Here is a 25725-nt window from a genome sequence, read left to right on the forward strand (position 1 = left end):
CGCGCGAATCGGGAGAGTGGACCTTGATCGGACGCCGTGCGATCGGTGCGGGCATCAACCGAACGATTGATGCGGGAGGCCCCTCCCCACCGCATACGATCATCGGCGACGAAGGGAGGACCGAGATGAAGCCGCACATCGGGTCGGCCACGCGACTGAACGCCGCCATGCACGCCGGGTTCTTCCTCCTGCTGGCCGCGTCGGTGGCCAGGTTCGTCGCGGCACACGGGCTGAGCGGCGCGACCCCGCTGATCCTCGTGCTCACCGGCGCGCTCGCGCTGGTCTACGTGGCGGGGGTGCTGAGCTGGGCGGCACTCGACCGGTGGCGTCCGGTCTGGCTGGCCGCGGTGATCGCGGTCTGGCTGGCGCTGGTGGTGGCGGCACCGAGCTTCGCCTGGTGCGCCGTGCCGTTGTTCTTCGTCTGCCTGCAGGTGCTGAGACCGAGGGTCGTGATCGCGGTGGTCGTCCTGCTGACCGTCGCGACCATCCTCGCCCAGCTGCGGATCGCGACCGAGTTCGATCCGAGCATCGTGCTCGCGCCGATCGCGGTCGCGTTGATGGCCACGATGACGTTCCTCCAGCTCGACCGGGACAAGATGGAGCTGAGGAGGGCGGTCAGCGATCTCGTGCACGCCAGGTTCGACCTCGCTCAGAGCCAGCGCCTGGCTGGGATCACCCAGGAACGTGAGCGGTTGGCGCGCGAGATCCACGACGCCCTCGCGCAGGGGCTTTCGAGTATGAGGATGCTGCTGCAAGCCGCGCAGAGGACCTGGGACACGGATCCGAAGCTGGCCAGAGGCCATGTGTCCCGCGCCGTCGAAGCGGCGGGCGACACTCTCGACGAGGCACGCCGGTTCGTCCAAGGCCTGGGGTCACCGCGTCTCGCCGACACCGATCTCGTCGAGTCCTTGAAGGATCTCGCCGAGCAGATCGGGTTCGTCGCCATGCACCGGGTGCGTTTCGAGATCAGCGGAGAGCCCTATCCGCTGCGGCCCGAGGTGGAGGCAGGTCTGCTTCGTATCGCGCAGGGCGCCCTGGCGAACGTGAGTGAACACGCCGGGGCGAAGGAAGCGGCGGTCACGCTGACCTACGTGGAAGAAGCCGTCGTCCTCGACATCCGTGACGACGGCGTCGGCTTCGACCCGGGTGCGGTGCGCGCGAGCGGCGACCGGGGGAACGGGCTGAGAATGATCAGGGAGCGGCTCGCCGAACTCGGTGGTGAGATGGTGGTCGAGAGCGCACCGGGAGAGGGCACCGCGCTCGCCGTCGCCGTGCCCACCAGGGAGGTGCGATGACCATCCGGGTACTGATCGTCGACGATCATCCGGTGGTCCGGGCGGGGATCGCCGCCCTGCTCGCCGGGGAGCCCGAATTCGAGGTGATCGGCGAATGTGCCGGCGCCGACGAAGCCGTGCTGTTCGCCGAGGCCCGGAAGCCGGACGTCGTGCTGATGGACCTCCAGCTCGGCGACGGTCCCGACGGCGTGAACGCGACCGAGCGCCTGACCGCCCTGCCGGACGCCCCGAAGGTCCTCGTGCTCACCACCTACGACGCCGAACTGGACATCACCAGGGCGGTGGCGGCGGGCGCCACCGGCTACCTGCTCAAGGCCGGGCCACCCGAGGACCTCTTCCACGGCATCCACGCGGCCGCGCGCGGGGAGACCGCGCTGGCACCTCAGGTCGCAGCCCGGCTTTTCGGGCACATGCGGGCCCCGGCGCCCGCGCTGAGCCCCCGTGAGACCGAGATCGTGCAGCTACTGGCGGAAGGCCTGATCAACCGGCAGATCGCCGCGCGACTGTTCATTTCCGAAGCGACGGTGAAGACGCACTTGGTCCACATCTACGACAAGCTCGGCGTCGACAGCCGCACCGGTGCGGTCTCCGTCGCCACGGAACGGAGGATCATCCGCAACTGACGGTGGTTCTGGTCAGGGCTTGCGGCCCACGGCGGCGACGATGCAGTTGCCCGCGGCCGGCATCGGTTCCGAACGGGGACCGGTCGGCCACCACTCGTCGTTGACCACGATGCCCGGGTCCATGAGTTCGAGGCCGACGAGCATCTCTTCGAGTTCGCTCTTGGTGCGGAAGAAGCCGCGGCTGATGCTCTGGTTCAGGATCGCCTGCACCCGGTGGGCGATGGGGCTGTGCTCGTTCTCCGGATCGAAGAAATGCGAGAACACCACGTAGGAACCGGAGGGGATCGCTTCGATGTAGGTCTGCAGGACCTGCGCCGGGGGCAGTCCTTCGGCCTCGCTGTGGTGGTGCAGCGTGGCCACGTGCATCAGGGCCAGCGGGCGGCTGAAGTCGAGCGTGGTCGTGACGACGTCGTTCTTCAGGACCTCGTCCGGCTCGAAGATGTTGGCGCCGATGAGGCGGGTCCGGTCGTTCTCTTCGAGGAGCGCGCGGCCGTGCGCGAGCACCACGGGGTCGTTGTCGACGTACACGACCTGCGCGTCGGGGTTGATCCGCTGCGCGACCTGGTGGGTGTTCTCCGCCGTGGGAAGGCCGGAGCCGCAGTCGAGGAACTGGTCGATCCCGGCCTTGCCGGCGAGGAAACGGACCGCGCGGGTCAGGAAGGCGCGGTTGCTGACCGCGATGATGTTGACCTCGGGCACGGCCTGGTTCAGCTGCGCGAGCAGTTGCCTGTCGACCTCGTAGTTGTCCTTGCCGCCGAGGGCCGCGTCGTAGGCGCGCGCCACGCTGGGCACGGTCGTGTCGATCCTGTTCGAAGGAAGATCGGCGGTCCCACGGTCTTGGCCCACGGCATACCCCACAGGTAATCAGACGGTCACTCAACGTCGAAAGGGATGCTACCAGCGAGTCGCTTCCGCTCCACGACGAGGACGCCGCGCCTACGAGGCCCGGTCACGAGCCGGACGTAATTCCAGCGTGCAGCATTTCACGCTCCCGCCGCCTTTGAGCAGTTCCGAAAGATCGGCGCCGATCGGCTCGAAACCTCGCTCTCGCAGTCGTTCGATCAGTCCCGTCGCGGCTTGCGGAAGGATGACGTGACGCCCGTCGGAGACCGCGTTCAGCCCGAAGGCCGCGGCGTCGGCGGCCGAGGCGACGACGGCGTCCGGGTACAGCTTTTCGAGCCGTCGGCGGCTGTCCTCACTGAACGCTTCCGGGAAGTACATGATCAGGTCGTCGTCCAGGACGGTCAGCGCGGTGTCCAGGTGGTAGTAGCGAGGGTCGGTCAAGGTCAGCCCGAGCACCTGGACACCGAAGAACTCCGCGGCTTCGTCGTGCGCCCGGCGGTCGGTGCGGAAGCCCGAACCCGCCAGGATCCGGGAACCCGCGACGAGGAAGTCCCCTTCGCCCTCGTTGTCCCACCCGGCTTGCCGGACGTCGCGATAACCGTGCTCGGTGAACCACTTCAGGTAAGCCGTGGATTCCGGGCGGCGGTGCCGGTGGTGGAAGCGTGCGACGAGCACCCGTCCGTTCACCACCGTGGCACCGTTGGCCGCGTACACCATGTCCGGCAGACCCGGCGCCGGATCGAGCAGGTCCACCCGGTGGCCCAGTTCGAGGTAGAGGTCGCGCAGTCCTTCCCACTGGGTGATCGCGAGCCGGGTGTCGGTGGGCTTTCCGGGATCCATCCACGGGTTGATCGAGTACTCGACGTCGAAATACGCCGGTCTGACCATGAGATAGTGCCGCATCTGTCGTCTCCCCCGAGTGTTCAGGCCGTCTGCAAGGATTTCCGGGTGCTCACCAGCCGTTTGACCAGCTGGTCGCGAATGCGGGGCGGGATGTCCGGGGCGAACCGCCGGAGGTAGCTCTCGGCGTGCACCTCGTCGTCCATCAGGAACGGCAGGTCGAAGACGACCAGTTTGCGGATGGCCAGCAACGGGACCGGCGCGCGCAGCGCCTTGAACTTCTCGTTCCACAGGCCGGGCTGGTCGCAGACCGGGTGGAACTGCCCGATCATCAGACCGTCGTTGACGAACTTGTCCTTCGCCTCGCGTTGCAGGGCGTCCAGCCCCGTCGAGTCCTGATGGTCCAGTTGCGGCAGTACGAGCAGGATCGTCAGCAGTTCCCGGTCCGCGGGCGGGATCCTGGCCGACAGCCGTTCGTACCACGAGCGCAGGCTTTCGATCGCGTCGCGGACGTCCGTCCCGCCGTTCGTCGCGGTCAGGGCTGCCAGATGAAAGAGTCCTTTGTGGAGTGACGGCTGGGTGTAGGGGCATACCGGGCCGTTTCGGCCGAGTTCCGGATGCGGGGAGACGAGGTAGCGTCCCGCCCAGGCCAGGATCTCCCGGGTGTGCGGTAGATGTTCCGCGGGTACGGCACCGCTTTCGACCTCGGCCGCCGTCCAGATGTGTACCTTGTCGTCGCCGATCATGATCCGATGCTTTGCGCGAAGGTGAAGACGCCGTCGGGGTCGACCCGTTCCTTGATTTCCTTCAGCCGCGGGTAGTTGGCGCCGTAGTAAGCGTCGCGCCAGGACTCGAGATCCGGGTCGATGAAGTTCTGGAAGGCGCCTTCGGACACGTAAGGCGACATCGCGTCAGCCAGTTCCGCCAGCCAGCGGAGGTTGGCGTCGACCACGGCGGGATTGTCGGCTTCGGCCCACGAAACGTCCATGGAGAGCAGGAAAAGCGCGTTCCGGTGGGCGAACGCGGTCTCCGTCGCGCCCACCCGGTTGATCGCGCCGCCCCAGGAGAACAGGGCCGCACCACCACCGTCCGGATTTCCGCTGCCGGGCACGCGATCGACGAACGAGAGCATCGTGGCGATCGCCTCCTCGGGCAGTGGCCGAGTGGTGGTGTTGGTCCGCACCGCGAACGCGCCCTCGGAGGTCTCGTGCAGCAGATCGTCCTTGGCCTCCCAGAAAGTCCGGTCCGCGATGTCCGCGCGGATCGGCTGGGCGACGGACAGGACGGGGTCGAGGATCTCGCGCAACTCCTTGGCGGAACCGAAATGCTGCCCGATGGCCGACACCACGCCCTTCGACTCGCCCGCCTTGCTGATACCGATCCTGGTCGCGAACTCGTCCGGCGCCCGCAGCGCGATCTCTTGCAGTACCGAGAAGACCTTCGGCGCGTCCGCGCGGTCCCACAACAGCAGGTAGCTGGCGCAGTCGGCGACCGGCCTCGCCTGGAAAGTGAAGGAGACGTTGACGCCGAAGTTCCCGCCACCACCGCCGCGGCACGCCCAGAACAGGTCGGCGTTGGTGTTCGCGTCGCAGCGCAGCACCTGCCCGTCCGCGGTCACCAGCGTGGTCTCCACGAGCGCGTCCGCGGTGAGGCCGAGTACGCGGGAGGTGGCCCCGCAGCCGCCGCCGAGGGTGAGCCCCGCGATGCCGACCGAGGCGCCGTTGCCCAGTGCGAACGCCATTTCGTGGGGCTGGACGGCGGCGTAGACGTCCGCCATCAGCGCGCCGCCCGCGACCGTCACGAGCCCGGTCGAACCATTGGCGGACACGGTGTTCATCGCGCCGAGGTCGATCACCAGGCCGGTGCCGACCGAATGTCCCGCGTAGCTGTGCCCGCCGCACCGTGCGACGACGTCGACGCCGGCATCGCGCGCCCACACGATGGCACGTCGTACGTCCTCGGTGCCGGCCACGGAAACGACGCCGCCGGGGGTGGTTCCGGCGAACCGCTTGTTGAACGGCATGGAGGCGTCGCGGAAGCCGGCCTCTCCAGGACGCCGGACGCGGCCGTCCACGGCTCGGTCGAGGCGTCGCCAGTCCGCGTCGGTCAGGCTGCGGGTCACTAGCTCACCTCGTCGAGGTAGGAGACGCCGGTCGCGGCGTGCGGGCCGTAGCGTTCCCACACCTCACGCAGCCGGAGGCGGCCGTCTTCGCCCATCTCCGGGGTGTTCACCGTGTGCCCGCAGATCACCTCACCGGTGGCGAGCACCATGGTGTACCCGAGATGCAGAGCGCCGTTTTCCCTTTGGGCGCCGGTGATCGACCCTCGTCGCACCTCGCCGCCGGCGAATTCGGCCCAGACGACGTCGCCTTCTTGCCGGTACACGGCGATCGCTTCGGCGTCACCGCCCGCTTTGCGGAATTTCCGCCCGTCGTAATCAATCACGGGACTCGGCCCGGCCTGCCTCGTGGGCGGCGAACTCGTCCGACATCGCGCGATCCCACCAGATCGCGTAGTAGGAGAAGTCCTCGTCCCGGTCATTGACGAGATGATGCTCGATCCCCGGTTTCAGGAATACGAGGTCTCCGGCCACGAACTCGTGTCGCCGGTCTCCGGCGATCACGGCGGCGCTTCCCGCCATTCCGATGAAGATCTCGTGCTCGTGATGAGCGTGGGCCACCGAGACGTCGCCAGGGCGCAGTACGCACCAAGCTCCTCGAAACGGTGCCGTCAAACCATCCCACGGATAAAGGAGCTTCATGTCCAATCCGTAGGCCCGCGTCAGGTTCTCGTGCTCCAGCTTGCGGATGTCCACGACAGCAAGGTCTTGCTCAGTCACATCCCACTCCGATCAGCGTGCATTCCCGTCCGGCGTCCGGGGCTGATCGCAGGCTATGTTCGGCCGGTTTCCCGGCGATAGGGGAACTGTTCCCGATTGCCGGTCAATCAGCCGCGGCCGAGACCGGCGTCCCGCGCCAGCACTATCGCCTGTGCGCGATCGGCCACCCCGAGTTTGCCGAAGACGGCGGAAACGCGGTTGCTGATGGTCTTCTGCGCGAGTGCGAGATCCCTGGCGATGGCCGCGTTCGACTTGCCCGCGGCGATCCGGTCGAGCACTTCCCGTTCCCTGGTGGTCAACTGGGGGAAGGGATAGGGCTCCGGGCCGAGTGTCGAGCGAAGCAGGGCGCTGAACCGGCGGGCGATCGCCTTGCCGACGATCGCCTCGCCCGCGGCCACGACCTGGACACCGCGGATGACCTGATCCAGATCGGCGCCCTTGATCAGGTATCCGCGCGCGCCCGCCTGGATCGCGGATCTGACGGCGGTGTCGTCGTCGACCGCGCTCAGCACCAGGACCCTGGTTTCCGGTGCGACGCGGGAAACTCTGCCAATCACGTCGACGGCCGCGGATTCGCCGAGCTGCGGGTCGATGATCAGGACGTCCGGCCGGTGCCGGAAGGTCTCCGCGATCGTCGCGTTCGCCGTCGCCGCCTCGCCGATGACGGCGATGCCGCTGACGGTTTCGAGCGCGGACCGGACCCGGTAGCGGACCGTCGGCTGGCTGTCGGCGAGCAGAACGGTGACCCAGGCGGGGTCGGCGTCCTTTTCGTCTCCGCCGTGGTCGGGCAGCAGGCGCGCGGTGCGCCGCTGATCACGACGTTCGGCCGGCCAGATACGTGCGGTGTTGCCGATACTTGCGTGATGATTCATTCTTCCCCCTGTGCCTGCCGCTACCGATCCTGCCTGATCGGTTCCGTTCGGTGAGGTGCGATGAGGTGAGTGCCCGGCCGTGGCGGGGATGGGATCGGCCGGTCGCGAGACCAGTCTATGTAGAAGGTGTCGAACGGAGCCATGCGACGGTTATGGACAATTGATCGCAATCAATTTTTCGCGCGGGGAGAAGTGTCCGATCAATAGGAAAGTCCAGGTCCTGGAGTGTGACCAGGGGCGATTCCGGCATTCGGGTTAGTACCCGGGAGTTAGCCTCAAAGGGTACCAGGACAAGCCCGTTCGGCCGCCGGGAGACTAGCCGCCGCGATTTCCCGGGAAAAGGGGAGATCTTCCCCGATCCCGGGAAATCCGGTGTACCGGGCGATGGCCACGGCGAGATTCCCCGGCCCGCGGGATACCAGTCCCTATCCCCGGGAAACACCGGTCCATAGTGTCGGCACTCTATTCTGGACGAACGGGGTGTATCTGTGACTGAAATACAGGTGGGTTTGCTGGCGATCGGCGCCGGACCGGCGAACCTGGCGCTCGCGGTGGCCATCGAGGAGTCCGGGAATCCGGAGCTGGCCGACCAGACGCTGCTGCTGGAGCAGAGCCCGGACATCAAGTGGCAACGGGATCTGCTGATGCCGTGGGCGCGCAGCCAGGTCTCCTTCCTCAAGGACCTGGTGACCCTGCGCAATCCGCGCAGCAGGTTCTCGTTCCTCAACTTCCTGTACGAGGAGAACCGGCTCGACGAGTTCGTCAACCTCGGCACGTTCCACCCGTTCCGCTGGGAGTTCTCCGACTATCTGCAGTGGGTCGCGCGGTCGCTGGAGAAGGTCCGCATCCGTTACGACGCCAGGGTTCAGCGCATCGAGCCCGCGCGCGACGCCGACGGGTCGATCACCGGCTGGACGGCCACTCTCGCCGGCGGGGACACGATCCATTGCCGCGATCTGGTGGTCGGTGGCGGCCGGGACGCGAACGTGCCGGACGTGTTCGCCGGTCTGCCCGCCGATCGGATCATCCACAGCGCCCAGTACCGGCGCAGGATCGCGCAACTGCCTTCGGACGCGCCGCTGCGCGCCGTCGTGGTGGGCGGGGCGCAGAGCGCGGCCGAGATGTTCATGGCACTGCACGACAATCTGCCCAACAGCACCCGGACCATGATCGTGCGTTCGGTGGGCCCGCAGAACTACCAGACCAGCAAGTTCGTCAACGAGCTGTTCTTCCCGTCGTTCGTCGACCGGTTCTACGACAGCCCGGCCGAGGTCCGGGAACAGATGCTGGACGAGATGCGCCTGACGAACTACGCCGGGGCGGCCCCGCCGTTCCTCGATCAGCTGTACACCACGCTTTATCAGCAGCGCGGCCTCGGCGGGCAGCGTTCGAAGGTGCGGACCCTGACCGAGGTGGTCGGCGCCAGGGTCGAAGACGACGAGGTCGTCCTCGACCTGCGTGACCGGACCAGTGGCAAGGTCGAACCACTGCACTGTGATCTGGTTTTGCTCGGCACCGGCTTCGACCAGCGGATGCCCGCGATGGTGCGCGATCTGGCCGACCGCGTCGGCCTGTCGGAGGTCTCGGTCAGCCGCTGCTACCGGGTCGATCTCGGCGATTCCGCTTGGGGCGCGGTATATCTGCAGGGCGTCAACGAGGCGACGCACGGCATCGCCGATTCGTTGATCAGCGTGCTGGCCCACCGTTCCCGCGACATCGTCGGCGATCTCCTCGCCCGCCGCGGCGCCGGCGAGACGAGGACCGCCTGATGAATCGGCTCGTGGTGATCTCGCCGGCACCGACGGCGAACGGCGACCTGCACCTCGGCCATCTCGCCGGCCCGTTCCTCGCCGCCGACGTCTGCGCCCGGTACGCCCGCGCGACCGGCAGGGAAGCCCTTTACGGCACCGGCATGCACTTCACCCAGAACTACATCGTCACCGCGGCCGCGCGGCTCGGCGTGGCCCCCGAGGAGCTGCGGGAACGCTCCGCGGATCAGGTACAGCGGACCTTGGCCACGATGGGCATCGAGGTCGACGGATTCGGCTGCATCGGCGACCGGTTCACCGAACTGGTCATGGACTTCTACGACCGTCTGCACGGCATGGGCGCGCTGGAGCTGCGTACCGTACGTTTCCCTTACCTGCCAAGCACCGGTGAGTACCTGATGGACGCCTACGTCACCGGCGGCTGCCCCTTCTGCCTGGCCGACGGGTACGCCGGGGTCTGCGAGAGCTGCGGGCTGCCGGTCGCTCCCGGCGACCTGATCGAGCCGCGTTCGACGTTGCGCCCGGACGAACCGCTGGAGTACCGCGAGGCGGACATCCTCGTCTTCCCGGTGGAGCGGTACCGCGCGGATCTGGAGGCGTATTTCGCCCGGATCCCGATGCGGCCCGGCATGGCCCAGCTCATCGAGTCCGCGCTGGCGGGACCACTGCCGGACTTCCCGATCACCCAGCCGACGTCGTGGGGCATCCCGGCGCCGTTCCCGGAGGTGCCGGGGCAGGTGATCTACCCGCATATGGAGGGCATGCCGTGGAGCATGTTCACCACCGCGCTGGCGGCCGAGAAACGCGGCGCGATCCTGACCTCCGACGACGAACTGTGGCACGCGGACTCCGGTTCGACCGTGGTGTACTTCCTCGGCTTGGACGCGACGTACCCGTTCGCGATCGTGGGTACGGCGATGCTCACCGCGCTCGGCGGCCACGTCCTCCCGGCGCAGTACGTCACCAACGAGTTCTATGAGCTCGCCAACGAGAAGTTCTCCACCAGCCGCGGGCACGTCGTGTCCGGCCGGGACCTGGCCGCCGAGGTGCCGCGCGACCTCATCCGCTTCCATCTCTGCGCCACCAGCCCCGAGTACCAGCGCACCGACTTCACCCACGAGGCGCTGCTCCGGGTCAGCGAGACACGGCTGACCGGACCGTGGAACCGGGTCGCGGCGGCGATCGACGCCTGGGTGGACCGCGGTCCGCTGCCGGTCTCCGAAGACGCCAGGCGGACGGCGCTGCGGATGGCCGAACGGTTCGCCGACGGGTACGAACTCCGGCGGTTCAGCCTGACGGCCGTGGCCTCGACACTGGCCGAACAGCTGGGGCGGCTCGACCGGCTGGCCGCCGCGACGACCGCCGCGACCGCGGGCGACCTCTGCCATCAGGTGGACGTGTTCCTGCGCTGTGCCGCGCCGATCCTGATCGATCTCGCCGCGGCCGCGCTGCCCGACACGACGCTGCCCGGCCAAGTGGACGCGGACGCGGTCATCCCCAAGAAGCTGCCCCGGCTGGCCGGCTGATGGCGTCGGTCGCCGTCGTCGGCGCCGGCGTGACCGGGTTGGTGACCGCGATCGGCTGCGCGCGTGCCGGTCACCGCGTCACCGTGTTCGATCTCGGCCCCATCCCGAACCCCGCGTCGGCCTCGTCCGACCAGCACCGGGCGTTGCGGGTGCTGCGCCCGGGCGACGTCGACGGCACCCGGCGGATGGCCGAGGCCCGCCGCCGCTGGCTGGAGCTGGAATCGGTGCTGCGGACGAGGATCTTCCGGCCGGTCGGTGTGGTCACCGCCGGTACCCGGGACGAAGTCGAGCAGGCGCTCGGCACCGCGCGTGAGGTCGGGCTCCCCGCTGTCGCCGTGTCGCCGGAAGCCCTGTCGCCCGTGGCGTTTCCCGCCGGGACCGGCGGAGTGCTCGACCCGGACGCCGGAGTGCTGCTGGCCGAACGGTTTCTCCGCGCGGCCGCGGAATGGCTCGCCGCGCATCCCGCGGTGGAGCTGCGGCCGCGTCGCGCCGTCGTCGACGTCGGCGATCACCGCGTGACCCTGGCCGACGGTACCGCGGCGGGCGCGGATCTCGTACTCGTCGCGACCGGACCGGGGAGCACCGAACCGGTCGAACAGTCCGTCACGCTGTATCGCCAGACCATGATCTACCTGCGCCCGCCGGAGAATCTGGCCGGATGGTGGGCGTCGGCACCCGGTGTCGGCCGGATCGGCGCCGCTCGCACGGCCTGGCTGCTGCCGCCCGGCGCGGGCACCCTGCTGAAGATCAGTTCCGACGCGGTCTGCCGAAGAGTCACGTCCACAGTGGACGATGATCGCGAGCCGTGGGCGGAACGACTGCTCGCGGAGCCGATTCTCACCGTCGCCACGGACTACACCGTCGTCGGCGTGCGGGACTGCCACTACGCGGCCGATCCCGTCGACGACGGCCCGATGCTCACCCGGATCCATCCGTCGGTGTGGACCCGCCCCGCCTGCGGCGGGTCCGGTTTCGCCGCCGCGCCGCTCGTCGCCGAGGAGATCCTCGGCGCTGTCCTGGAGGTCAGTGCGTGAACAAGGGGAGTGCATAGTGGAGTTCACGATCGTCGGCGCCGGCATGGCGGGCGCGTTCCTGGCGCTTTCGCTGGGCAGGCAAGGGCATGTGGTGACGGTGTACGACCGCAGGCCGGATCCCCGCGAGGCCGCGAGCGCGGTGACGTCCATGAACCTCGGCCTGTCCCGGCGCGGCCTGGCGGCGCTCGACAGCCTCGGACTGTCCGAAGAGGTACGACGGCTCGTCGTACCGATGCGCGGGCGGATGCTGCACAACACCGACGGCGGGCTGCGGTTTTCGGCGTACGGCGAGGGCGGCATCCTGGCGATCCAGCGCCAGGACCTGAGCGCGCTCCTGGTGGACGCGGCGAGCCGGGAACTCACCGTGCGGTTCGTGTTCGACACGCGGTGCACCGGGGTGGACCGCGACCTGCCGTCGGCGTCCTTTGTGGACCCGGACGGCCGGGCGCTCGTGGTGAAGCCGGACGTCGTGGTGGGCGCGGACGGAGCGTTCTCGGCCGTCCGTCGGGCCATGCACCACGATCAGCGCGCCGAGTTCTCGCAGAGCTACCTCGAATGGGGCTGGCGCGAACTCCACATCCCGGCGGCCGACGGCGGTGCGCATCGCATGGCCGACGACGTCTTCCATCTCTGGCCCCGCGGCGACATCATGATGTTCGCCCACCCCAACCGCGACGGCTCCTTCACCTGTTCCTGCGTCCTCCCGTTCCACGGCCCGCACGGGTTCGACTCGCTGAGAACGGAGGCGGACGTGGAATCCTTGTTCCGCACCCATTTCCCCGACGTCCTTCCGCTGGTGCCCGGCCTCGGCGAGGAGTTCCTGCGGCGGCCAACGTTCAACCTCGTCACCGTCAGCACCGCGCCGTGGACGCACGAAGGCAAGGTGGCGCTGATCGGGGACGCCTGCCACGCCGTCTACCCGTTCCTGGCGCAGGGCATGAACTCGGCCTTCGAGGACGCGCTGGAGCTGACGGACAGCCTCATCCGGCATCCGGTCAACACCACGGCGGCATTGACGCGGTACTACACGCTCCGCAAACCGAACACCGACGCGCTGGCCACCATGTCCCACCGCAACTTCGCCGAACTCCGCGACACCGTTCGTTCTCCGGCCGTCCGGCTGGAACGGGCTGTGGACTCGGTCCTGGAGCGGCTTCTCCGTCACCGGTGGATGCCGCTGCACGCCCTGGTCACCAACACCACGGTCCCTTACGCCAAGGCGCTTCAGCGGGCGACTCGGCAGCATCGAATCCTGAAGTACTCGGGTGCGGTGGTCGCGTCCGCCACTGCCGTCGCCCTGTTCCGCCGGCTCCGACGCTGACCTGAAGCGCGTGAAGGCCCCCTTCCCTCGGCTCAGTCGAGGGAAGGGGGCCTTCACGCGCAGGAAGCGGAGCTAGGCCGGGGTGACCTCGATACGGATCAGGCCCGCGGCTTTTTCGGCGCGCTGCAAGGCTTCGGCCGGGCTGTCCGCGACAGCCATCACCAGGCCCGTCCGGTCCCACGAGCTGCGCAACCCGGCGAACCGGTGGCCGGGCCCGACCATGATGTCCACCAGGCACACGCCTTCCACCTGCCGGGCCTGCTCGAGCCCGAGGACGGCGTCGATCACCCCTGGCTCCATCGGGACGAACCGGACGGCGGCACCGCCTGTCGCGCGGCGAGGCAGCTCCGGCAGCGATTCGCCGCGCATCATCGCGAAGTAGGAGTGCAGCAGTTTCATCGAGTAGGCGCGGTCGATGATCTCCATGATCCCGTCACCGGCGATGCGGCCGGCGCATTCGACCAGGTACGGCACGCCGTCGGAGACGATCCATTCGCAGTGCAGGATGCCGTCCCCGAACCCGACGGCCGCGACGACCTGACGGGTGTGCTCCGCCAGCTTCTCGGTGAGCTCGCCGGGAATGTCGGCGGGCACGACATGGGCCAGCTCCACCGGGCGCGGCCCGGGGAAAAGCTGTTTGCCGGTGACGTTGGCGAACAGCTGCCGTCCACCGCGGACGAGCATCTCGACGCTGTACTCGGGGCCGGGCACGTACCGCTCGGCCAGCATGGACAGCCGCATCGGCCGGTCGGGGACGAAGATGCCTTCGTCCTGCTCGACGCAGCTCGCCCAAGCCTGGTCGACCTCGGATGGGGCGTGGATGATCTGCGTGCCGACGGCGGCCTGCCGGTTCGCCGGTTTGAGCACCGCCGGGCCGGGATGCGCCCGCATGAACGCCAGCACGTCCGCCGGGCAGGTCACCGTGGCGCTCGCCGGATTGGGCAGCCCGGCGGCCGCGCTGACCTTCCGCAGCAACGCCTTGTCCCGCAGGATCTGCGCGGCGCCCAGGCTCGCGCCCGGCAGGCCGAAGCGTTCGGCGAGCCGGGCGGCGAACGGGGTGGCGTACTCCGTCAGCGGGATCACCGCGACCGGGTCCAGGTCGCGGTGGGTGGCGTGGAACTCGTCGGCCGAGCCGGGCCGGGCGTGCTCCCAGCCGATCAGCTCGCGGACCAGAGCGGACCCGGCGAGCTTCGTGAGCAGGTCCCGCTTCCGGATCACGTCCGGCTCTTCGACGAGGACGACCGAACCGTCGGGTTCGACGCCGGCGAGAGCCATCAGCACCGGCGTCACGAACCCGACGATCAGGACGGGTCGCTCACTCATCGGACTCGGTCTTGGGCTTGTCCACGATGCCGAGCATGAACCGCATGGAAGGCTTGGCGCCGACCAGATGCGCGCCGACCGTCTGGGTGACGCGATCCCGCGCGGTCGGGTGCATCGCCATCGTCATCGAGTCCCGGAGCCACCGGTTCATCGGATCGCCCGACCTGATGGCCGCGGTGCCGAGGATGTCACAGAGCCGCTGCACGACCCGCTTGGACATCTGGAACGCCTGCCAGCCGGTCAGCGCCGGGGCCACCCGCTCGTCGGGCGTGAGGTCGTCGAGCGTGCCGATGCCGTCGGCGGTGACCTCCCATTGCCGCTCCAGCGCCCGGTACACCCCCGCGCGGGTGGTGCTGTAGTCGGCCTCGCATTCGGCCAGCGTGATCTGGATGTGCTCGTTGTCCTTCCACGCGATGCCGCTCATCCGCCAAGGCGAGCCCTTCAGCATGTCGACCCGCTCCATGGTGAGATCGCGGACGTAGTCCAGCGCGGCCCTCGCCACACCGAGCGGGACGCCGCACATGCTGCGCTGGATCACGTCCGGCTGCACCAGCGGTCCATTGGGGACCTTCGGGTTGTCGAACGTCAGCGAGTGGTTCTCCGGCACGAACACGTCCGTGATCGTGTAGTCGCTGCTGCCGGAGCCGCACAGGCCCAGGGTGTACCAGTTGTCGACGGGCTCGATCTGGTCGCCGGGCACCATGAACAGGCGCGACTCGTGTGGGTTGCTGCCGTCCGGGCTCGCGTAGGGCTCGCCGTTCTCGAACACCATGGCCCCGGAGGCCACCCAGTCGGCGTGGGTCGAGCCGCTGCCGAAGCTCCACCGGCCGTTGAGCCGGTAGCCGCCGGGGACCCGGTCCGCGCGTCCCGTCACCGGGAGCACCCCCGCGGAGTGCATGTCGATGCTGGTGAACATCCGGCGCGCCTCGTCCTGGTCGAGGAAGTTGGCGTGCAACCCGATGTCCGAGCCGAGTTTGGCGCACCAGCCGGCGGACGCGTCGCCGTAGGAAAGCGCTTCGATCACCTCGGTCTGCTCCATCGAGGTCATCTCGGGGCCGCCCCAGTCCCGGCTGAAGCCGATCCGGAAGGCACCGGAGTCGCGCAGCATCCGGACGATGTCCTCGGGCAGGCTCCGGTTCTTCTCGATCTCTGCCGCCCGCTCCCGCAGGATCGGCGCGAGCGCCTTCGCGTTCGCGAGGATCTGCGCGCCGGTCATCGGCGCGTCGGTGCGGACGGGTTCGGTCATGGTCATGCGGAAACTCCCTCTTGTTCGTCGACGTCGAGCAGCCCGGCGGGCATCTCGAACGCGGTACCGGGTCGCGGTGGGTCCACCGGATCGGCGTCGATTCGCACCAGTGCGGCGGCCGCGTCCAGCCGCCGGCCACAGGTCTCACGGTCACCGGCCTCGCACACCACGAACGAATGCCGGGCGATGTAGCCGCCGGGCGGCAGCCGCAGGGTGGTGCCCGGCCCGATCATCGGCGACGCGACGACCAGTCCCGGCGCTTCGGCGGGGACGGTGACCTGGTGCACCAGGCAGTCGTGGTCCGGGTAGCCGAACCGGATGCCGGCGACGGCGTGCCGGGACGGGGCGATGACCGGCCGGTGCCCGGTCGCGACGGAGAACAGGATCTCGCCGGGGTCGAGACCGGTGGCCGTCCTGCCCAGGAACGGGATCAGGTCCCCGCCGAGGCGGCCGTTGATCTCGATGATCAACGGGCCGCGGCCGGTCAGCCGGACCTCGGAATGGGTGATGCCGTCCTCCACACCGAGCGCGCGGTGCGCCCGCGCCAGGACGTCCATCAGTTCGGCGTCGTGCAGCAGCGGATCGCCGGCGTCGACGACGTGCCCGACCTCCTCGAAGTAGGGCTGATCGCCGGTTTCCTTGCGGGCCACGAACATCGGCAGGTATTCGCCCTTGTACACGGCCGCGTCGACGCTGATCTCGGGCCCGGAGACGTAGCCCTCCACGATCGCGCCGCCGCCGTAGCGGCTCTGGTCGACTGTGGCCGCGCCCATGGCGACACCGAACGCGGCGTCCACTTCGGACTCGTCGGCGGCGAACACCACACCGATGCTCGCGCCCATGGCCCTCGGCTTGAGCACCACCGGATAGCCGATCCGGGCGGCCGCGGCGCGTGCCTCGGCGAGACCGGTCGTCAAGGCGTAGCCCGGCTGCAACAACCCTTCGGCGGTGAGCACGGTGCGGGTGCGGTTCTTGTCGCGGCAACCGCGGACCCCGTCCACACTCAGGCCGGGGACGCCGAGTTCGGCGGCGAGCTCACCCGCGGCGAGCACGACCGGTTCGTCCCAGCACATCAGGCCGACGATCCGGTGCCGTCCGGCGACTTCCCGGGCGGAGGCGAGCATGGCGTCCGCGTCGAACACGTCGGTGTGGACGATCTCGTCGAAGTACGCGTGCTGCCAGGTGGGTTTGAGATTGTTCAGCAGCACCAGGCCGATCCCGGCCGCGCGGGCGCACCGGTGGATCGACGAGACCAGGTATTCGCGATACAGCTTCAGTCCGCTGCCGATGACCAGCAGGACACCGTTGGCTTCGTTCATGGTCGCTCTCCCACGACTTCCGGCTGTTTCACCACGGGTGGCTGTTTGAGGCCGTAGATGTGCATCGATCCGGCGATGACGGACAGCACCGCGCAGAAACCCCAGAACCCCGGGCCGCCGAAGGTGCTCCAGAGGTACAGCCCCAGCATCGGGCCGATCGTCGCGGCCACGCCTGCCACCGTTTCCTTCGTCGCGATGTAGCGGCTTCTCAGCTGGACCGGGAAAGTGGCCGGATGCGAGGCGGTGCTCGGTCCGTGGATCATCAGCCCGGACACCGCGAGCAGGGCGCCCGCGATCACGAAGAACGGATGCTGCGCCATCATCCCGTAGAGGGCGAATCCCAGCGCGCAGACCAGATTGCCGAACAAGCCGGCGAGGTATTTCGGGATCCGGACGATGTAGGTGGTGATCTTCAGCTCACAGGTGATCAGCACGACCGAGGAGATCACCAGCACCGTGCTGTACAGCCCCACCGGATATCCGGCGTCGACGATGTTCAACGGCAGTACCGCGACCCACCCGGCGTAGATCATCATGCCGAACAGGCCCGCCACCAGGTAACAGAGGAAACGGGTGTCGCGGATCAGCGTGCTGTACACCTCGCGGGCGCTCAGGGCGGGCGCGGACTCTTCGCCGGACTCGGTCTCGTGCGGGGCCGCGCTTCGCTTGGGCAGCAACAGGAACGCCAGCAACGCCCACAGCGCCGCGGTCGTCCCGTCGAGCCAGAACAGCAGATCCCAGTTCACCTGGATGACCACGGCGGCGATCAGCGGTGCCAAGGCGGCCCCGATGTTCAGCGCGATGCGCATCATCGAAAAGGCCATGACACGGTGTTCTTCCGGCATGTACTCGGCCAGCAGCACCGCCGCCGCCGGCCGGTACGCCTGGATCGCCATCCCGGACAGCGCGACCACGGCGAGCAGCGCCGCGGGTGTTCCCTGGACCAGCGGGATCGACGCGACGAGCGGTGCGGCGCACGTCATCACCGTCACGATCGTCGCCCGGCCGCCGAAACGGTGGGTCAGCTCGCCGCCGAGCATGGCGCCGAAGAGCGCCCCCACGCTGTACGCGGCGAGGCAGACCCCGGCGAAACCCACCGAGGTGCCCCGGAAAGTCAGGTACAGGATCAGGAACGTCTGGACGAAAGCGCCCAGCTGGTTGATAAGCACGCCGCCGAGCAGGTACCTGACGGGGGCGGGGGTCGCCCGCAGCACCGCGAAGACGCCGGTTCTCGTGGCCCTGCTTGCTCGCTCAGTCACACATCCTCCATGGTCGGATCCCCGCGGTGGTGCACGAGACACACCGGCGCGGGTCCAGGCCCTTGGGAGACAAGGAATGTTGCCGACATGGCCGACCGGTGGCCCCAAGCTAGTTCGGGAGCTTTCCCGGGAGGTAGGGGAAGCTTTCCCGGCGGATGGGGAAATCGGGGCCTAGTGGAGGGGGACGAGAGTGAGCGGAGGGGAGGGCGGGAGTGAGCGGTCGGTGCAGGGGGTCGTGAGTGGTAAGTGTCGTTAGAACGCGACTTACCACTCACGACCCACGCGACCGAGCCGCGGATCTCAGCGGCGGGCTTCGATCGTCATGTCACCTCGCGTCATCGCGAGGGTCGTGTCGCGGGCGAGCGTCTCGTGCGGGAAGCCGAGGTCGATCGCGCTCACCTCGTCGAGGCGGGCCAGCTGCGACGGGGTGAAGTCGACCTCCAGCGCACCCAGGTTGTCCTCCAGCTGAGCGGGAGTACGGGCGCCGATGATCGGTGCCGTCACGCCGGGGTTCCGCAGGGTCCACGCCAGCCCGACCTGGGCGGGGGTGCGGCCGAGTTCCGCGGCGACCTCCTTCACGACGTCCACGATGGTGAAGGTCCGTTCGGTGAGCGTGCCCAGGGCGAGGTTGAAGTTCCTGCGGGTGCCGTCCTCGGCCGGGGTCATGTCGTCGCGGCTGTACTTCCCGGTGAGGACGCCACCCGCCAGTGGTGACCACGGGACGACGCCCAAGCCCAGCTCGCGCGCCATGGGGATCAGGTCGCGTTCCCCCGTGCGCTCGATCAGGTTGTACTCGATCTGCAACGCGACCAGCGGCGACCAGCCGCGCAGATCGGCGATCGCCTGCATCCGCGAAACCTCCCAGGCCGGGGTGTTGGAGATCGCGACGTACAGGAGCTTGCCCTGCCGGACCAGGTCGTCCATCCCGCGCAGGATCTCTTCGACAGGCGTCGTGAAGTCCCACAGGTGCAGGTAGAACAGGTCGATGTAGTCCGTGTTCAGCCGCCGCAGGCTGGATTCCACCGACGCGACCAGGTTCTTGCGCTGGCCACCGCCGGAATTCGGGTCACCGGGCCGGCGCAGTGTCGTGTACTTCGTGGCCAGCACGAGGCTTTCGCGGTTGTCGCGGGTGAATTCGCCCAGCAGCCGCTCGGAGCTGCCGTTCGTGTAGGTGCTGGCGGTGTCGACGAAGTTGCCGCCGCGCTCGACGTAGAGGTCGAACAGCTTGCGTGCCTCGTCCCGCTCGGCGCCCCAGCCCCATTCGGTGCCGAAGGTCGCCGCGCCCAGCGCCAGCGGGGACACCCGCAGCCCGGACCGGCCCAGCAGCCGGTAGGTGTCGAGGGTGAGCGACATCGTGTCCTCCTGTGCTCGTGTTCCGTTGTCGGAAGCGAGTCTGCGACCGTCGTGAGCAGGGGGTAAGGGAGAGAAGATCCTGGGAACACCGGTCCTACCCCGGCTGTTGGACCGATCATGACGACCCGCACCGTGGACACGACCCAGGAGCTGGCCGCGTTCCTGCGAACCCGGCGTGAACGGCTGGACCCGGACGATTTCGGCCTGCCGTCGCGCCGCCGGTCCCGGCGGACACCCGGGCTGCGCCGGGAGGAGGTCGCCGAACTGGCCGGGGTCAGCATCGACTACATCGTGCGGCTGGAACAGGCTCGCGGGCTGCGGCCCTCGGCGGACGTGGTCGAGGCGCTGGCGGGGGCGCTGCGCCTGGCCCCCGACGAACGCGCCTACCTTTTCGATCTGGCGAGGCGGCGTCCCCGCAACGCCGACAAGCTCGCGACCACCCCGGCGCCGCCGCTGGCCCGGCTGGTCGCCGATCTGTCGCCCTTGCCCGTCATGCTGATGAACCACCGCTACGACATTCTGGCCTGGAACGACGAAATGGCGCGGCTGCTGGTGGATTTCGACACCCTGCCGCCGTCCCGGCGAAATTCGATGTGGTTATGCCTCAAGCATCCGGAGATCCGCGATTTCGCTGTAGACCGTGAACGGGTCGTGCGGGAAGGAATCGCTCATCTGCGCGCCGCGTGGGCGGCGCATCCCGATGATCAGGCATTGATCGATCTCATCGCCGATTTCACCACGGACGACGAATTCGCGCGCCTGTGGGCCGAACGTGACGTCAAGGTCAAAGGGCGTGGGAGCAAGGTGATCCGGCATCCCGAGGCCGGTAGGATCGAACTGCATTTCGAAGTGCTCACGCCACTGCAGGATCAGGACCAGCGCCTGGTGATCTACCGTGCCATGGACGAGGAAAGCCAGTCCTCGCTGGACGGCCTGTTCGCACGGTGAATGTCATAACCGGGTCACGACCTGAAGCAAAACGTGTCTCATAGGCGTCGCCAAGCGTAACCATCCTCCGGCCGCCGACGACTAACGCAGGAACGGCGTGCCGGAGGGTGGTGAAAGCGCGATTCTCGACATCGGCCAGGAACGGCCACCACGATTATCGGATCGTGGCTATTCGTTCTCACGTTCCGCGAACTGCGTGGCGACGGCTCCGCCCCGGGGAGTGGCGTACCAGCCCTTCGACCGGCCGAGCCGGGTCTTGACGACCAGGCCACGCTCCATCAGTGCCTTCCCGCTGCGGCTGATCTGCGCCTCGTGCGCGCCGAGCCGGGAGCAGACGTCGGAACTGGTGATGTGCGGTTCGCCGTGTACCAGCACGAGCATCTTGGCCGCCCACGACTTCGGGTCCAGGTCGTCGGCCAGCGCCGCCTGCTCCGCCCGGTCGAGCGCGGACTGCGCCACCTCGGCCAACGCCGTCACGACGGCTTCGAGGCGCGTCGTCGCCCCGCCTGGCTGCAACCGCATCCCCGCGGCCTGGAAGGCCTGCAACGCGGAACGCAGTGACGGGATGTCCGCGAGCAGGGTGGCGTCGACCAGCCATCTGCCGACCGCCGCGGCCCAGCGGTCCACCGCCGCGTGGTCGCCGAGTACCTTTCCCTCTCCGGTCTCCTCTCGCAGCTTGGTCGCCCAAGTGTCCAAGCCCCGGGAAAGCCCCTCCGCGTCCTCGGCCGTGTTGCCGGGTGCGGGGGCCACGCCCGCCGACGTCCTGTCCAGTGCGGCTGTCGCAGTAGAGGGCATGGGCTCCCCACCTCCAGAATCAAGGAAGTGTTAAGTATGGATCCTGCCGACGCGTTCGTCAACCTGTACGACGGGCTCAGGAGTGTCCCCGGGGACAAGCTCAGCGACTGGTCCGCGGACGGGAGAGTGCGGGAGATCGAGAAAGTGGTCCGGGCCGAGGTGCGGTCGACCGGGTTCCTCGCCGAGGAGTGGATCTCCGGCTTCCCGGACGACCAGAAGGACTTCGGCGTCCTGCTCGGCCTGGACCTCGCGCTCCTCGACGCCAACGTCGACACGTGCCATCTGGGCGACAGGGCGCTCGACTACCTTCAGGTGCGGCTGGAGATGAACGGCAGGCTCAACGACGAGACCGGGGGCATCCTCGTGCCTCGCCGGACCTTCCCGCTCCGGCCGAACGTCGACCGGGAAAGTCTCGACGACTTCGTGCACCTGCTGCGTATCCCGGCGTACGTCAGCCTCAACCTCCAGCTTTCGCGAGTCGCGGCCGTCCGCGACCTGCCGCGTTCGCCGCTCAAGATCGCGCAACTGCCCTTGCTGGCCGAACCGGCCGATCTGCGCTGGGAACCGGATCATCCCGACGGCGGGTTCTACACCGTCGCGCCGGACAGCGCGCGCCTCGACGGTCGGATCGCGAAAGCGCTGGAGGTTCTCGACAAGAGCGGGGCGGTACTGGCCGTCCCTCCCGAGGGCTGCCTGGACGACAGCCTCCTCGAACGATGGCGCGAGCAGCTCAGGGCCACGCCCCGGCCCGAGGAAAGCTCGCTCACGTGGCTTCTCCTGGGAACCGGCCCGGTGTTCAGCGCCGGGCCGGCGCCGGGCAGCAACCGGCCGCCGAACCGCGCCGTTCTCGTTCATCGCAACGGCTGGGCCGAACCGATGCTCACCCAGGACAAGATGTCGGGCTTCTGCTTCACGGTGGAGAAGCAGAAGGAGTACGAGATCGAACTCGGCGGGGTCAAACGTGACGAACGCATCTCCCACGATTCGCTGATAACCGTGCTCGAGTCCCGTGCCGGGCGATTCGCTGTCCAAGTGTGCGAGGACTTCACTCGTCCGGAGCGCCACAACCATCTCATGGCGATGGGGGTCACCCACATTCTCGTACCGGTTCTCGCCGCTCCCATGTGGAAGAAGGGGTGGCAGGCGGAAGCGGGGCAGAGATTGACCGTGCACCTCGGCGCGAAAGCGGCGGTGAGCAACGGACTGGCGATCACGCGCTTCTACCGTGAGGAGAAAGAGGGGGAGAAAGGTCCTTGCGAGATCGAATACCCGGCGACCACCTTGCTGACCGCGGCCGGCCCTTCCGGCAGGCCGGACGAGTATCTGACCACCGACATCATGGTCAAGGAGTATCAGAACCCGGAAGCCGAGCGGCAGCAGGCGCTCGAGGACGCCTTGACGCCACGAGTGGCCGATTGGTAAGGCATTTTCTCGGCCTTTCCGGGATCGTCGGGAATTCTCGAACTGTCCTGTTTCCGGGTGATGCCACGACGGATGACGGCGGTTGATCCGACGACCTGGTGCGTACACGGAAAGTGTTTGGGCCGATCGCGTGATACCTCCGCCGGGTCCCGGATACGCATAGGTGATGACAACCGCCGATGGTACGTTCCATCGCGTTCGAGAAATCCGTCGAGTGATCCTTGTCCCGTGCCGGCTTCACTGATTCGAGTTCACGCGGAGTGGCGCTGTTCATCGCGGAATCTCCTGATGAGGCCCTCTGAAACAGGAAGTATTGTGTAGTGGATTTCGATGCACTGATCGCCGAACTGCGGACCCTGCGGGACAACGTCGCGGGAGTGACCGACACGGTGATAGCCGCGGTCGACGGAATACCGATCGTCGCCGACGCGGCGAGGAGTATCGATCCCGCGGAGGTGTCCGCGCTCGCCGCCGCGAATCTCGGGATCGCGCGTCAGGCCGCCGAGGTGACCGGCAAGGGCACACTCAGGCAGACCGTGGTGTTCAGCAGCGACGGTTACATGGCCGTTTACGCCATCGACCGGAGGGCACTCATGGTCATCATGGGCGACCGGCAGTTGAATGTCGGCCGCCTTCTTTTCGAATGCCGCCCGGTCATCGACCGGATCAGTTCGATCCTGGCTGCTTGACCGTCAATCGCAACGAAGAAAGTGGAGTTCGATGAACATCGAAAACGCCATGAAGGAATCCATGTCGATCGCCGGGGCCGTCGGCGTCGCGCTGGTCGACTACGAGAGCGGGATGTCACTCGGCACCAGCGGCGGCGGTGACTGGCTCAACCTGGAGGTCGCGGCGGCGGGTAACACCGATGTCGTCAGGTCGAAGCTCCGGGTGATGTCCGCGCTCGCGCTCAACGACAGTATCGAGGACATCCTCATCACGTTGCATCGCCAGTACCACCTGATCCGCCTGCTGGATTCCGTGAGTGCCAGGAGTTCCCTGTTCCTCTATCTGGTGCTGGACCGGGACCAGGCGAATCTCGCGCTGGCGCGGCACTATCTCAAGCGCATCGAGACGGAGTTGCAGGTCTGAACGCAGGCGTGGGTGCGGCGGCGACCACCCGGATCGGAGGAAGCCGACGATGACCGGAGGGGCGTCCAGCTATAGCGCACTCGTCGCCGGCTCGGCGCTCATGGGTGGTCTCGGGTCGCTGTTCCCGGCCGGGTTGAAGCTCACCGGCGATCGCCTCGAATTCGTGTTCGTCCTGCCGGACGGCCGGAACGGCAGGCACGCGACGGAACCCGAACCGTCGGACCACCCGTTCGTCGCGGTGAAGGAGCGGATCCGGCTCGGCGCCGACACCCCGGCGCCGCTGCCGCTGCCGCGGTTCTTCCTGGACACGGACAGCCGGTGGACCCGGCTTCACGTGGAGCTCACCGGTACCGCGGTCCGGGCGGTGATCGTGCTGCCGGACGAACTCACCGCGCAGTCGCTGAACGCGCCGTTCCTCGGCTGGTGGCAGGAGCAGGTCCCCGGTGCCGTGCGCCTGGCGGTGGACGAGATCGCGCGGATCCTCGCGCGGTGCCTTCACCGCGCCGGCGGGCCGGACCCGTTGATCGACCTGGAGCTGAACTACGTGCCGGACCGGAACTTCGAGGCCGTGTTCGCCCGCGCCCACGAAGCGGTCAGGCCGTTCATCGCGCCGGTGCGTCCCGCGTTCAAGATGCGCTGGCACGCGGTGACCCCGGCGCAGCGCAAGGCGTTCACCGACGACCTGATCGACGTCACCACAACGGGGTGGTGGCCTCGTCGCAGGCCGACCGCGACGATCATGGGACTGGAGGTGGAATTGCCGCCCGGGCTTTTGCTGAGGCCCCGCGCGGGCCCCGGCGCGGCGAAATGAGCGAGGCTCACCGCAGATCCGAGGCGCGCGGGCGGTGCCCCAGTGTGGCGAGTTCGACGGCCCTGGCCAGGTCGTCGGCTCCCACCACCCCGGCGAGCGCGCTGGACTCGGTGACCAGGACGAGATCACGGCCGTGCCGCAGGAAGACCCGGTTCATCAACTCGGACACGTGCGCGTCGACACCGACGACGGTGACCGCCCGGTCCTCGCGCGCCACGTCCGCGACCGTGGTCACGCGGCGGGCGTCGGCCGGAACCCGGATCAGGTCCCCGAGACTGACGACGCCGATGAGGACACCGTCGAACGACAGCACCGGGAACACCCGATCGTGACCGGTACTCGCCGCGTGCTCGGCGAAGGTGTCCACCGTCCACCAACCGGGCGCGACCGTCGGGGAGGGGTTCATGATCTCGCCCACCCGGACCCCGCCGAGCCGGTCGCGCAGCGGACCCGCGGCGAACTCGGCCTGCGCGGCGAAGATCAGGAACCAGCCGAGGAGGATGAGCCACAGACCGGCGAAACTGCCGAACAGGAGCAGTTGCGCGAGCCCCGCGAGCCCCAGGGCCGCGCCGAGGACCTGCCCGAATCGCCCCACGACGGTCCCGGCGCGGGCCCGGTCGCCGCGCCGCGACCAGACCGCCGCGCGCAGCATCCTCCCGCCGTCCAGTGGCATGGCCGGCAGCAGGTTGACCACCGCCAGCAGGAGATTGCCGACGCCGATCCACGCCAGGCCGCTGACCGGCAGGGGCGGCACGACGTCCGCGACGAGGACGGCGGCACCGAGCCCGGTCATGCCGATCAGCGCGCTGGCGATCGGGCCCGCGATCGCGATCCGGAAGTCGGCTCCCGGTGTGGCGGGTTCGTCCTCGAGTTCGGCGGCGCCGCCGAGCATCCACAGCGTGATCCTCTTGACCCCGAGACCGTGCCGCCGCGCGACCGCGACGTGTGACAACTCGTGCAGCAGCAGCGAGGTGAGGAAACCCGCGGCGGTGAGCGCGCCGGTGACCCAGTACCACCCGGGGCTCGCTCCGGGCGCGGCGCGGGGGAGTGCGGCCGAGGCGAGGAGATCGGCGATCAGGAAGAGCATCACGAGGGCCGACCAGTGGGCGCGTACGGCGATTCCTGCCCACCGGCCGAGGGGGAGGGCGGTGCAGAACATCGGATCCCTTTCCCCGGGCGCCGTTGACCGATGTTT

Annotated in this window: 25 protein-coding genes; 11 read left to right on the forward strand and 14 right to left on the reverse strand. The window is 68.4% G+C overall.

Features of this window, described 5'->3' with window-relative positions; translation table 11 throughout:
* Positions 1 to 125: 125 nt before the first annotated feature.
* Together B0293_RS15210 and B0293_RS15215 are read left to right on the forward strand one after the other, a co-directional pair.
* Positions 126 to 1295, forward strand: a complete 1170-nt coding sequence (locus B0293_RS15210) for a sensor histidine kinase (protein WP_005157609.1) — start codon at positions 126 to 128, stop codon at positions 1293 to 1295.
* Positions 1292 to 1918 carry a response regulator gene (locus B0293_RS15215; protein ID WP_005157610.1) on the forward strand — a complete coding sequence of 209 codons (627 nt, stop codon included), beginning with the start codon at positions 1292 to 1294 and terminating at the stop codon, positions 1916 to 1918. The genes B0293_RS15210 and B0293_RS15215 overlap by 4 nt, the downstream gene beginning before the upstream one ends.
* 12 nt (positions 1919 to 1930) lie before the next feature.
* Here the strand turns inward: B0293_RS15215 and B0293_RS15220 are convergent, their stop codons facing one another.
* From B0293_RS15220 to B0293_RS15250, 7 genes are all read right to left on the reverse strand, one after another.
* On the reverse strand, positions 1931 to 2764 hold the full coding sequence (locus B0293_RS15220; RefSeq protein WP_005157611.1) for an SAM-dependent methyltransferase: 834 nt from the start codon (positions 2762 to 2764) through the stop codon (positions 1931 to 1933).
* Positions 2765 to 2854: 90 nt separating this feature from the next.
* Positions 2855 to 3664 carry a dimethylargininase gene (gene ddaH, locus B0293_RS15225; protein WP_005157612.1) on the reverse strand — a complete coding sequence of 270 codons (810 nt, stop codon included), beginning with the start codon at positions 3662 to 3664 and terminating at the stop codon, positions 2855 to 2857.
* Positions 3665 to 3684: 20 nt separating this feature from the next.
* Positions 3685 to 4347, reverse strand: a complete 663-nt coding sequence (locus B0293_RS15230) for a DUF6875 domain-containing protein (RefSeq protein WP_005157613.1) — start codon at positions 4345 to 4347, stop codon at positions 3685 to 3687.
* A complete protein-coding gene (locus B0293_RS15235; RefSeq protein ID WP_005157622.1) occupies positions 4344 to 5723 on the reverse strand; it encodes an FAD-binding oxidoreductase in 1380 nt (459 codons plus the stop codon). Before B0293_RS15235 ends, B0293_RS15230 begins: the two co-directional genes overlap by 4 nt.
* Positions 5723 to 6046: a hypothetical protein gene (locus B0293_RS15240; protein ID WP_005157624.1), complete on the reverse strand. Its 324-nt coding sequence runs from the start codon at positions 6044 to 6046 to the stop codon at positions 5723 to 5725. The genes B0293_RS15235 and B0293_RS15240 overlap by 1 nt, the downstream gene beginning before the upstream one ends.
* A complete protein-coding gene (locus B0293_RS15245) occupies positions 6039 to 6440 on the reverse strand; it encodes a cupin domain-containing protein (RefSeq protein WP_005157625.1) in 402 nt (133 codons plus the stop codon). The genes B0293_RS15240 and B0293_RS15245 overlap by 8 nt, the downstream gene beginning before the upstream one ends.
* 107 nt (positions 6441 to 6547) lie before the next feature.
* Positions 6548 to 7312 (reverse strand): LuxR C-terminal-related transcriptional regulator, encoded by a 765-nt coding sequence (locus tag B0293_RS15250; protein WP_005157626.1) that lies wholly within the window; start codon positions 7310 to 7312, stop codon positions 6548 to 6550.
* A gap of 488 nt (positions 7313 to 7800) precedes the next feature.
* Here B0293_RS15250 and B0293_RS15255 point away from each other — a divergent pair, with 488 nt between their 5' ends.
* Genes B0293_RS15255 through B0293_RS15270 form a run of 4 tightly spaced genes read left to right on the forward strand, consistent with a single transcriptional unit; the run spans position 7801 to position 12962 of the window.
* Positions 7801 to 9081 carry a SidA/IucD/PvdA family monooxygenase gene (locus tag B0293_RS15255; protein WP_039917996.1) on the forward strand — a complete coding sequence of 427 codons (1281 nt, stop codon included), beginning with the start codon at positions 7801 to 7803 and terminating at the stop codon, positions 9079 to 9081.
* A complete protein-coding gene (locus B0293_RS15260; RefSeq protein ID WP_005157628.1) occupies positions 9081 to 10607 on the forward strand; it encodes a class I tRNA ligase family protein in 1527 nt (508 codons plus the stop codon). The genes B0293_RS15255 and B0293_RS15260 overlap by 1 nt, the downstream gene beginning before the upstream one ends.
* On the forward strand, positions 10607 to 11641 hold the full coding sequence (locus B0293_RS15265) for an NAD(P)/FAD-dependent oxidoreductase (RefSeq protein WP_005157629.1): 1035 nt from the start codon (positions 10607 to 10609) through the stop codon (positions 11639 to 11641). Before B0293_RS15260 ends, B0293_RS15265 begins: the two co-directional genes overlap by 1 nt.
* 16 nt (positions 11642 to 11657) lie before the next feature.
* On the forward strand, positions 11658 to 12962 hold the full coding sequence (locus tag B0293_RS15270) for an FAD-dependent oxidoreductase (RefSeq protein WP_005157639.1): 1305 nt from the start codon (positions 11658 to 11660) through the stop codon (positions 12960 to 12962).
* Between the two features lie 72 nt (positions 12963 to 13034).
* Here the strand turns inward: B0293_RS15270 and B0293_RS15275 are convergent, their stop codons facing one another.
* The 5 genes from B0293_RS15275 to B0293_RS15295 form a co-directional block, all read right to left on the reverse strand.
* Complete coding sequence (locus B0293_RS15275; protein WP_005157640.1) at positions 13035 to 14285, reverse strand: ATP-grasp domain-containing protein; 1251 nt, start codon at positions 14283 to 14285, stop codon at positions 13035 to 13037.
* Positions 14278 to 15537: an acyl-CoA dehydrogenase family protein gene (locus B0293_RS15280; protein WP_005157641.1), complete on the reverse strand. Its 1260-nt coding sequence runs from the start codon at positions 15535 to 15537 to the stop codon at positions 14278 to 14280. The genes B0293_RS15275 and B0293_RS15280 overlap by 8 nt, the downstream gene beginning before the upstream one ends.
* On the reverse strand, positions 15534 to 16850 hold the full coding sequence (locus B0293_RS15285; protein WP_005157642.1) for an ATP-grasp domain-containing protein: 1317 nt from the start codon (positions 16848 to 16850) through the stop codon (positions 15534 to 15536). Before B0293_RS15285 ends, B0293_RS15280 begins: the two co-directional genes overlap by 4 nt.
* Positions 16847 to 18109 (reverse strand): MFS transporter, encoded by a 1263-nt coding sequence (locus tag B0293_RS15290; RefSeq protein WP_039918003.1) that lies wholly within the window; start codon positions 18107 to 18109, stop codon positions 16847 to 16849. Before B0293_RS15290 ends, B0293_RS15285 begins: the two co-directional genes overlap by 4 nt.
* Positions 18110 to 18409: 300 nt before the next feature.
* A complete protein-coding gene (locus B0293_RS15295; protein WP_005157644.1) occupies positions 18410 to 19462 on the reverse strand; it encodes an aldo/keto reductase in 1053 nt (350 codons plus the stop codon).
* Between the two features lie 117 nt (positions 19463 to 19579).
* Between B0293_RS15295 and B0293_RS15300 the strand changes: the two genes are divergently transcribed.
* On the forward strand, positions 19580 to 20410 hold the full coding sequence (locus B0293_RS15300; protein ID WP_039918006.1) for a helix-turn-helix transcriptional regulator: 831 nt from the start codon (positions 19580 to 19582) through the stop codon (positions 20408 to 20410).
* Positions 20411 to 20578: 168 nt separating this feature from the next.
* Here the strand turns inward: B0293_RS15300 and B0293_RS15305 are convergent, their stop codons facing one another.
* Positions 20579 to 21205, reverse strand: coding sequence for a MarR family transcriptional regulator (locus B0293_RS15305; RefSeq protein WP_063936639.1), 627 nt, complete (start codon positions 21203 to 21205; stop codon positions 20579 to 20581).
* A 36-nt stretch (positions 21206 to 21241) separates the two neighbouring features.
* Here B0293_RS15305 and B0293_RS15310 point away from each other — a divergent pair, with 36 nt between their 5' ends.
* The 4 genes from B0293_RS15310 to B0293_RS15325 all read left to right on the forward strand — a co-directional run bounded on the left by B0293_RS15310 (position 21242) and on the right by B0293_RS15325 (position 24530).
* On the forward strand, positions 21242 to 22627 hold the full coding sequence (locus B0293_RS15310) for a carbon-nitrogen hydrolase family protein (protein ID WP_005157650.1): 1386 nt from the start codon (positions 21242 to 21244) through the stop codon (positions 22625 to 22627).
* 320 nt (positions 22628 to 22947) lie between these two features.
* Positions 22948 to 23316 (forward strand): roadblock/LC7 domain-containing protein, encoded by a 369-nt coding sequence (locus B0293_RS15315; RefSeq protein ID WP_005157652.1) that lies wholly within the window; start codon positions 22948 to 22950, stop codon positions 23314 to 23316.
* 31 nt (positions 23317 to 23347) lie between these two features.
* Positions 23348 to 23719, forward strand: coding sequence for a hypothetical protein (locus tag B0293_RS15320; protein WP_005157656.1), 372 nt, complete (start codon positions 23348 to 23350; stop codon positions 23717 to 23719).
* A 49-nt stretch (positions 23720 to 23768) separates the two neighbouring features.
* On the forward strand, positions 23769 to 24530 hold the full coding sequence (locus B0293_RS15325) for a hypothetical protein (RefSeq protein WP_005157659.1): 762 nt from the start codon (positions 23769 to 23771) through the stop codon (positions 24528 to 24530).
* 7 nt (positions 24531 to 24537) lie between these two features.
* Here the strand turns inward: B0293_RS15325 and B0293_RS15330 are convergent, their stop codons facing one another.
* Positions 24538 to 25689 carry a site-2 protease family protein gene (locus B0293_RS15330; protein WP_005157662.1) on the reverse strand — a complete coding sequence of 384 codons (1152 nt, stop codon included), beginning with the start codon at positions 25687 to 25689 and terminating at the stop codon, positions 24538 to 24540.
* Between the last annotated feature and the right edge of the window lie 36 nt (positions 25690 to 25725).

This window comes from Amycolatopsis azurea DSM 43854 (assembly GCF_001995215.1).
Taxonomy (GTDB): domain Bacteria; phylum Actinomycetota; class Actinomycetes; order Mycobacteriales; family Pseudonocardiaceae; genus Amycolatopsis; species Amycolatopsis azurea.

Coding starts and splice junctions, on each gene's coding strand:
- B0293_RS15320 (WP_005157656.1), top strand. CDS start 23,348: ATGAACATCGAAAACGCCATGAAGGAATCCATGTCGATCGCCGGGGCC.
- B0293_RS15275 (WP_005157640.1), bottom strand. CDS start 14,285: ATGAGTGAGCGACCCGTCCTGATCGTCGGGTTCGTGACGCCGGTGCTG.
- B0293_RS15285 (WP_005157642.1), bottom strand. CDS start 16,850: ATGAACGAAGCCAACGGTGTCCTGCTGGTCATCGGCAGCGGACTGAAG.
- B0293_RS15265 (WP_005157629.1), top strand. CDS start 10,607: ATGGCGTCGGTCGCCGTCGTCGGCGCCGGCGTGACCGGGTTGGTGACC.
- B0293_RS15250 (WP_005157626.1), bottom strand. CDS start 7,312: ATGAATCATCACGCAAGTATCGGCAACACCGCACGTATCTGGCCGGCC.
- B0293_RS15210 (WP_005157609.1), top strand. CDS start 126: ATGAAGCCGCACATCGGGTCGGCCACGCGACTGAACGCCGCCATGCAC.
- B0293_RS15295 (WP_005157644.1), bottom strand. CDS start 19,462: ATGTCGCTCACCCTCGACACCTACCGGCTGCTGGGCCGGTCCGGGCTG.
- B0293_RS15325 (WP_005157659.1), top strand. CDS start 23,769: ATGACCGGAGGGGCGTCCAGCTATAGCGCACTCGTCGCCGGCTCGGCG.
- B0293_RS15310 (WP_005157650.1), top strand. CDS start 21,242: ATGGATCCTGCCGACGCGTTCGTCAACCTGTACGACGGGCTCAGGAGT.
- B0293_RS15230 (WP_005157613.1), bottom strand. CDS start 4,347: ATGATCGGCGACGACAAGGTACACATCTGGACGGCGGCCGAGGTCGAA.
- B0293_RS15280 (WP_005157641.1), bottom strand. CDS start 15,537: ATGACCATGACCGAACCCGTCCGCACCGACGCGCCGATGACCGGCGCG.
- B0293_RS15300 (WP_039918006.1), top strand. CDS start 19,580: ATGACGACCCGCACCGTGGACACGACCCAGGAGCTGGCCGCGTTCCTG.
- B0293_RS15215 (WP_005157610.1), top strand. CDS start 1,292: ATGACCATCCGGGTACTGATCGTCGACGATCATCCGGTGGTCCGGGCG.
- B0293_RS15330 (WP_005157662.1), bottom strand. CDS start 25,689: ATGTTCTGCACCGCCCTCCCCCTCGGCCGGTGGGCAGGAATCGCCGTA.
- B0293_RS15260 (WP_005157628.1), top strand. CDS start 9,081: ATGAATCGGCTCGTGGTGATCTCGCCGGCACCGACGGCGAACGGCGAC.
- B0293_RS15305 (WP_063936639.1), bottom strand. CDS start 21,205: ATGCCCTCTACTGCGACAGCCGCACTGGACAGGACGTCGGCGGGCGTG.
- ddaH (WP_005157612.1), bottom strand. CDS start 3,664: ATGCGGCACTATCTCATGGTCAGACCGGCGTATTTCGACGTCGAGTAC.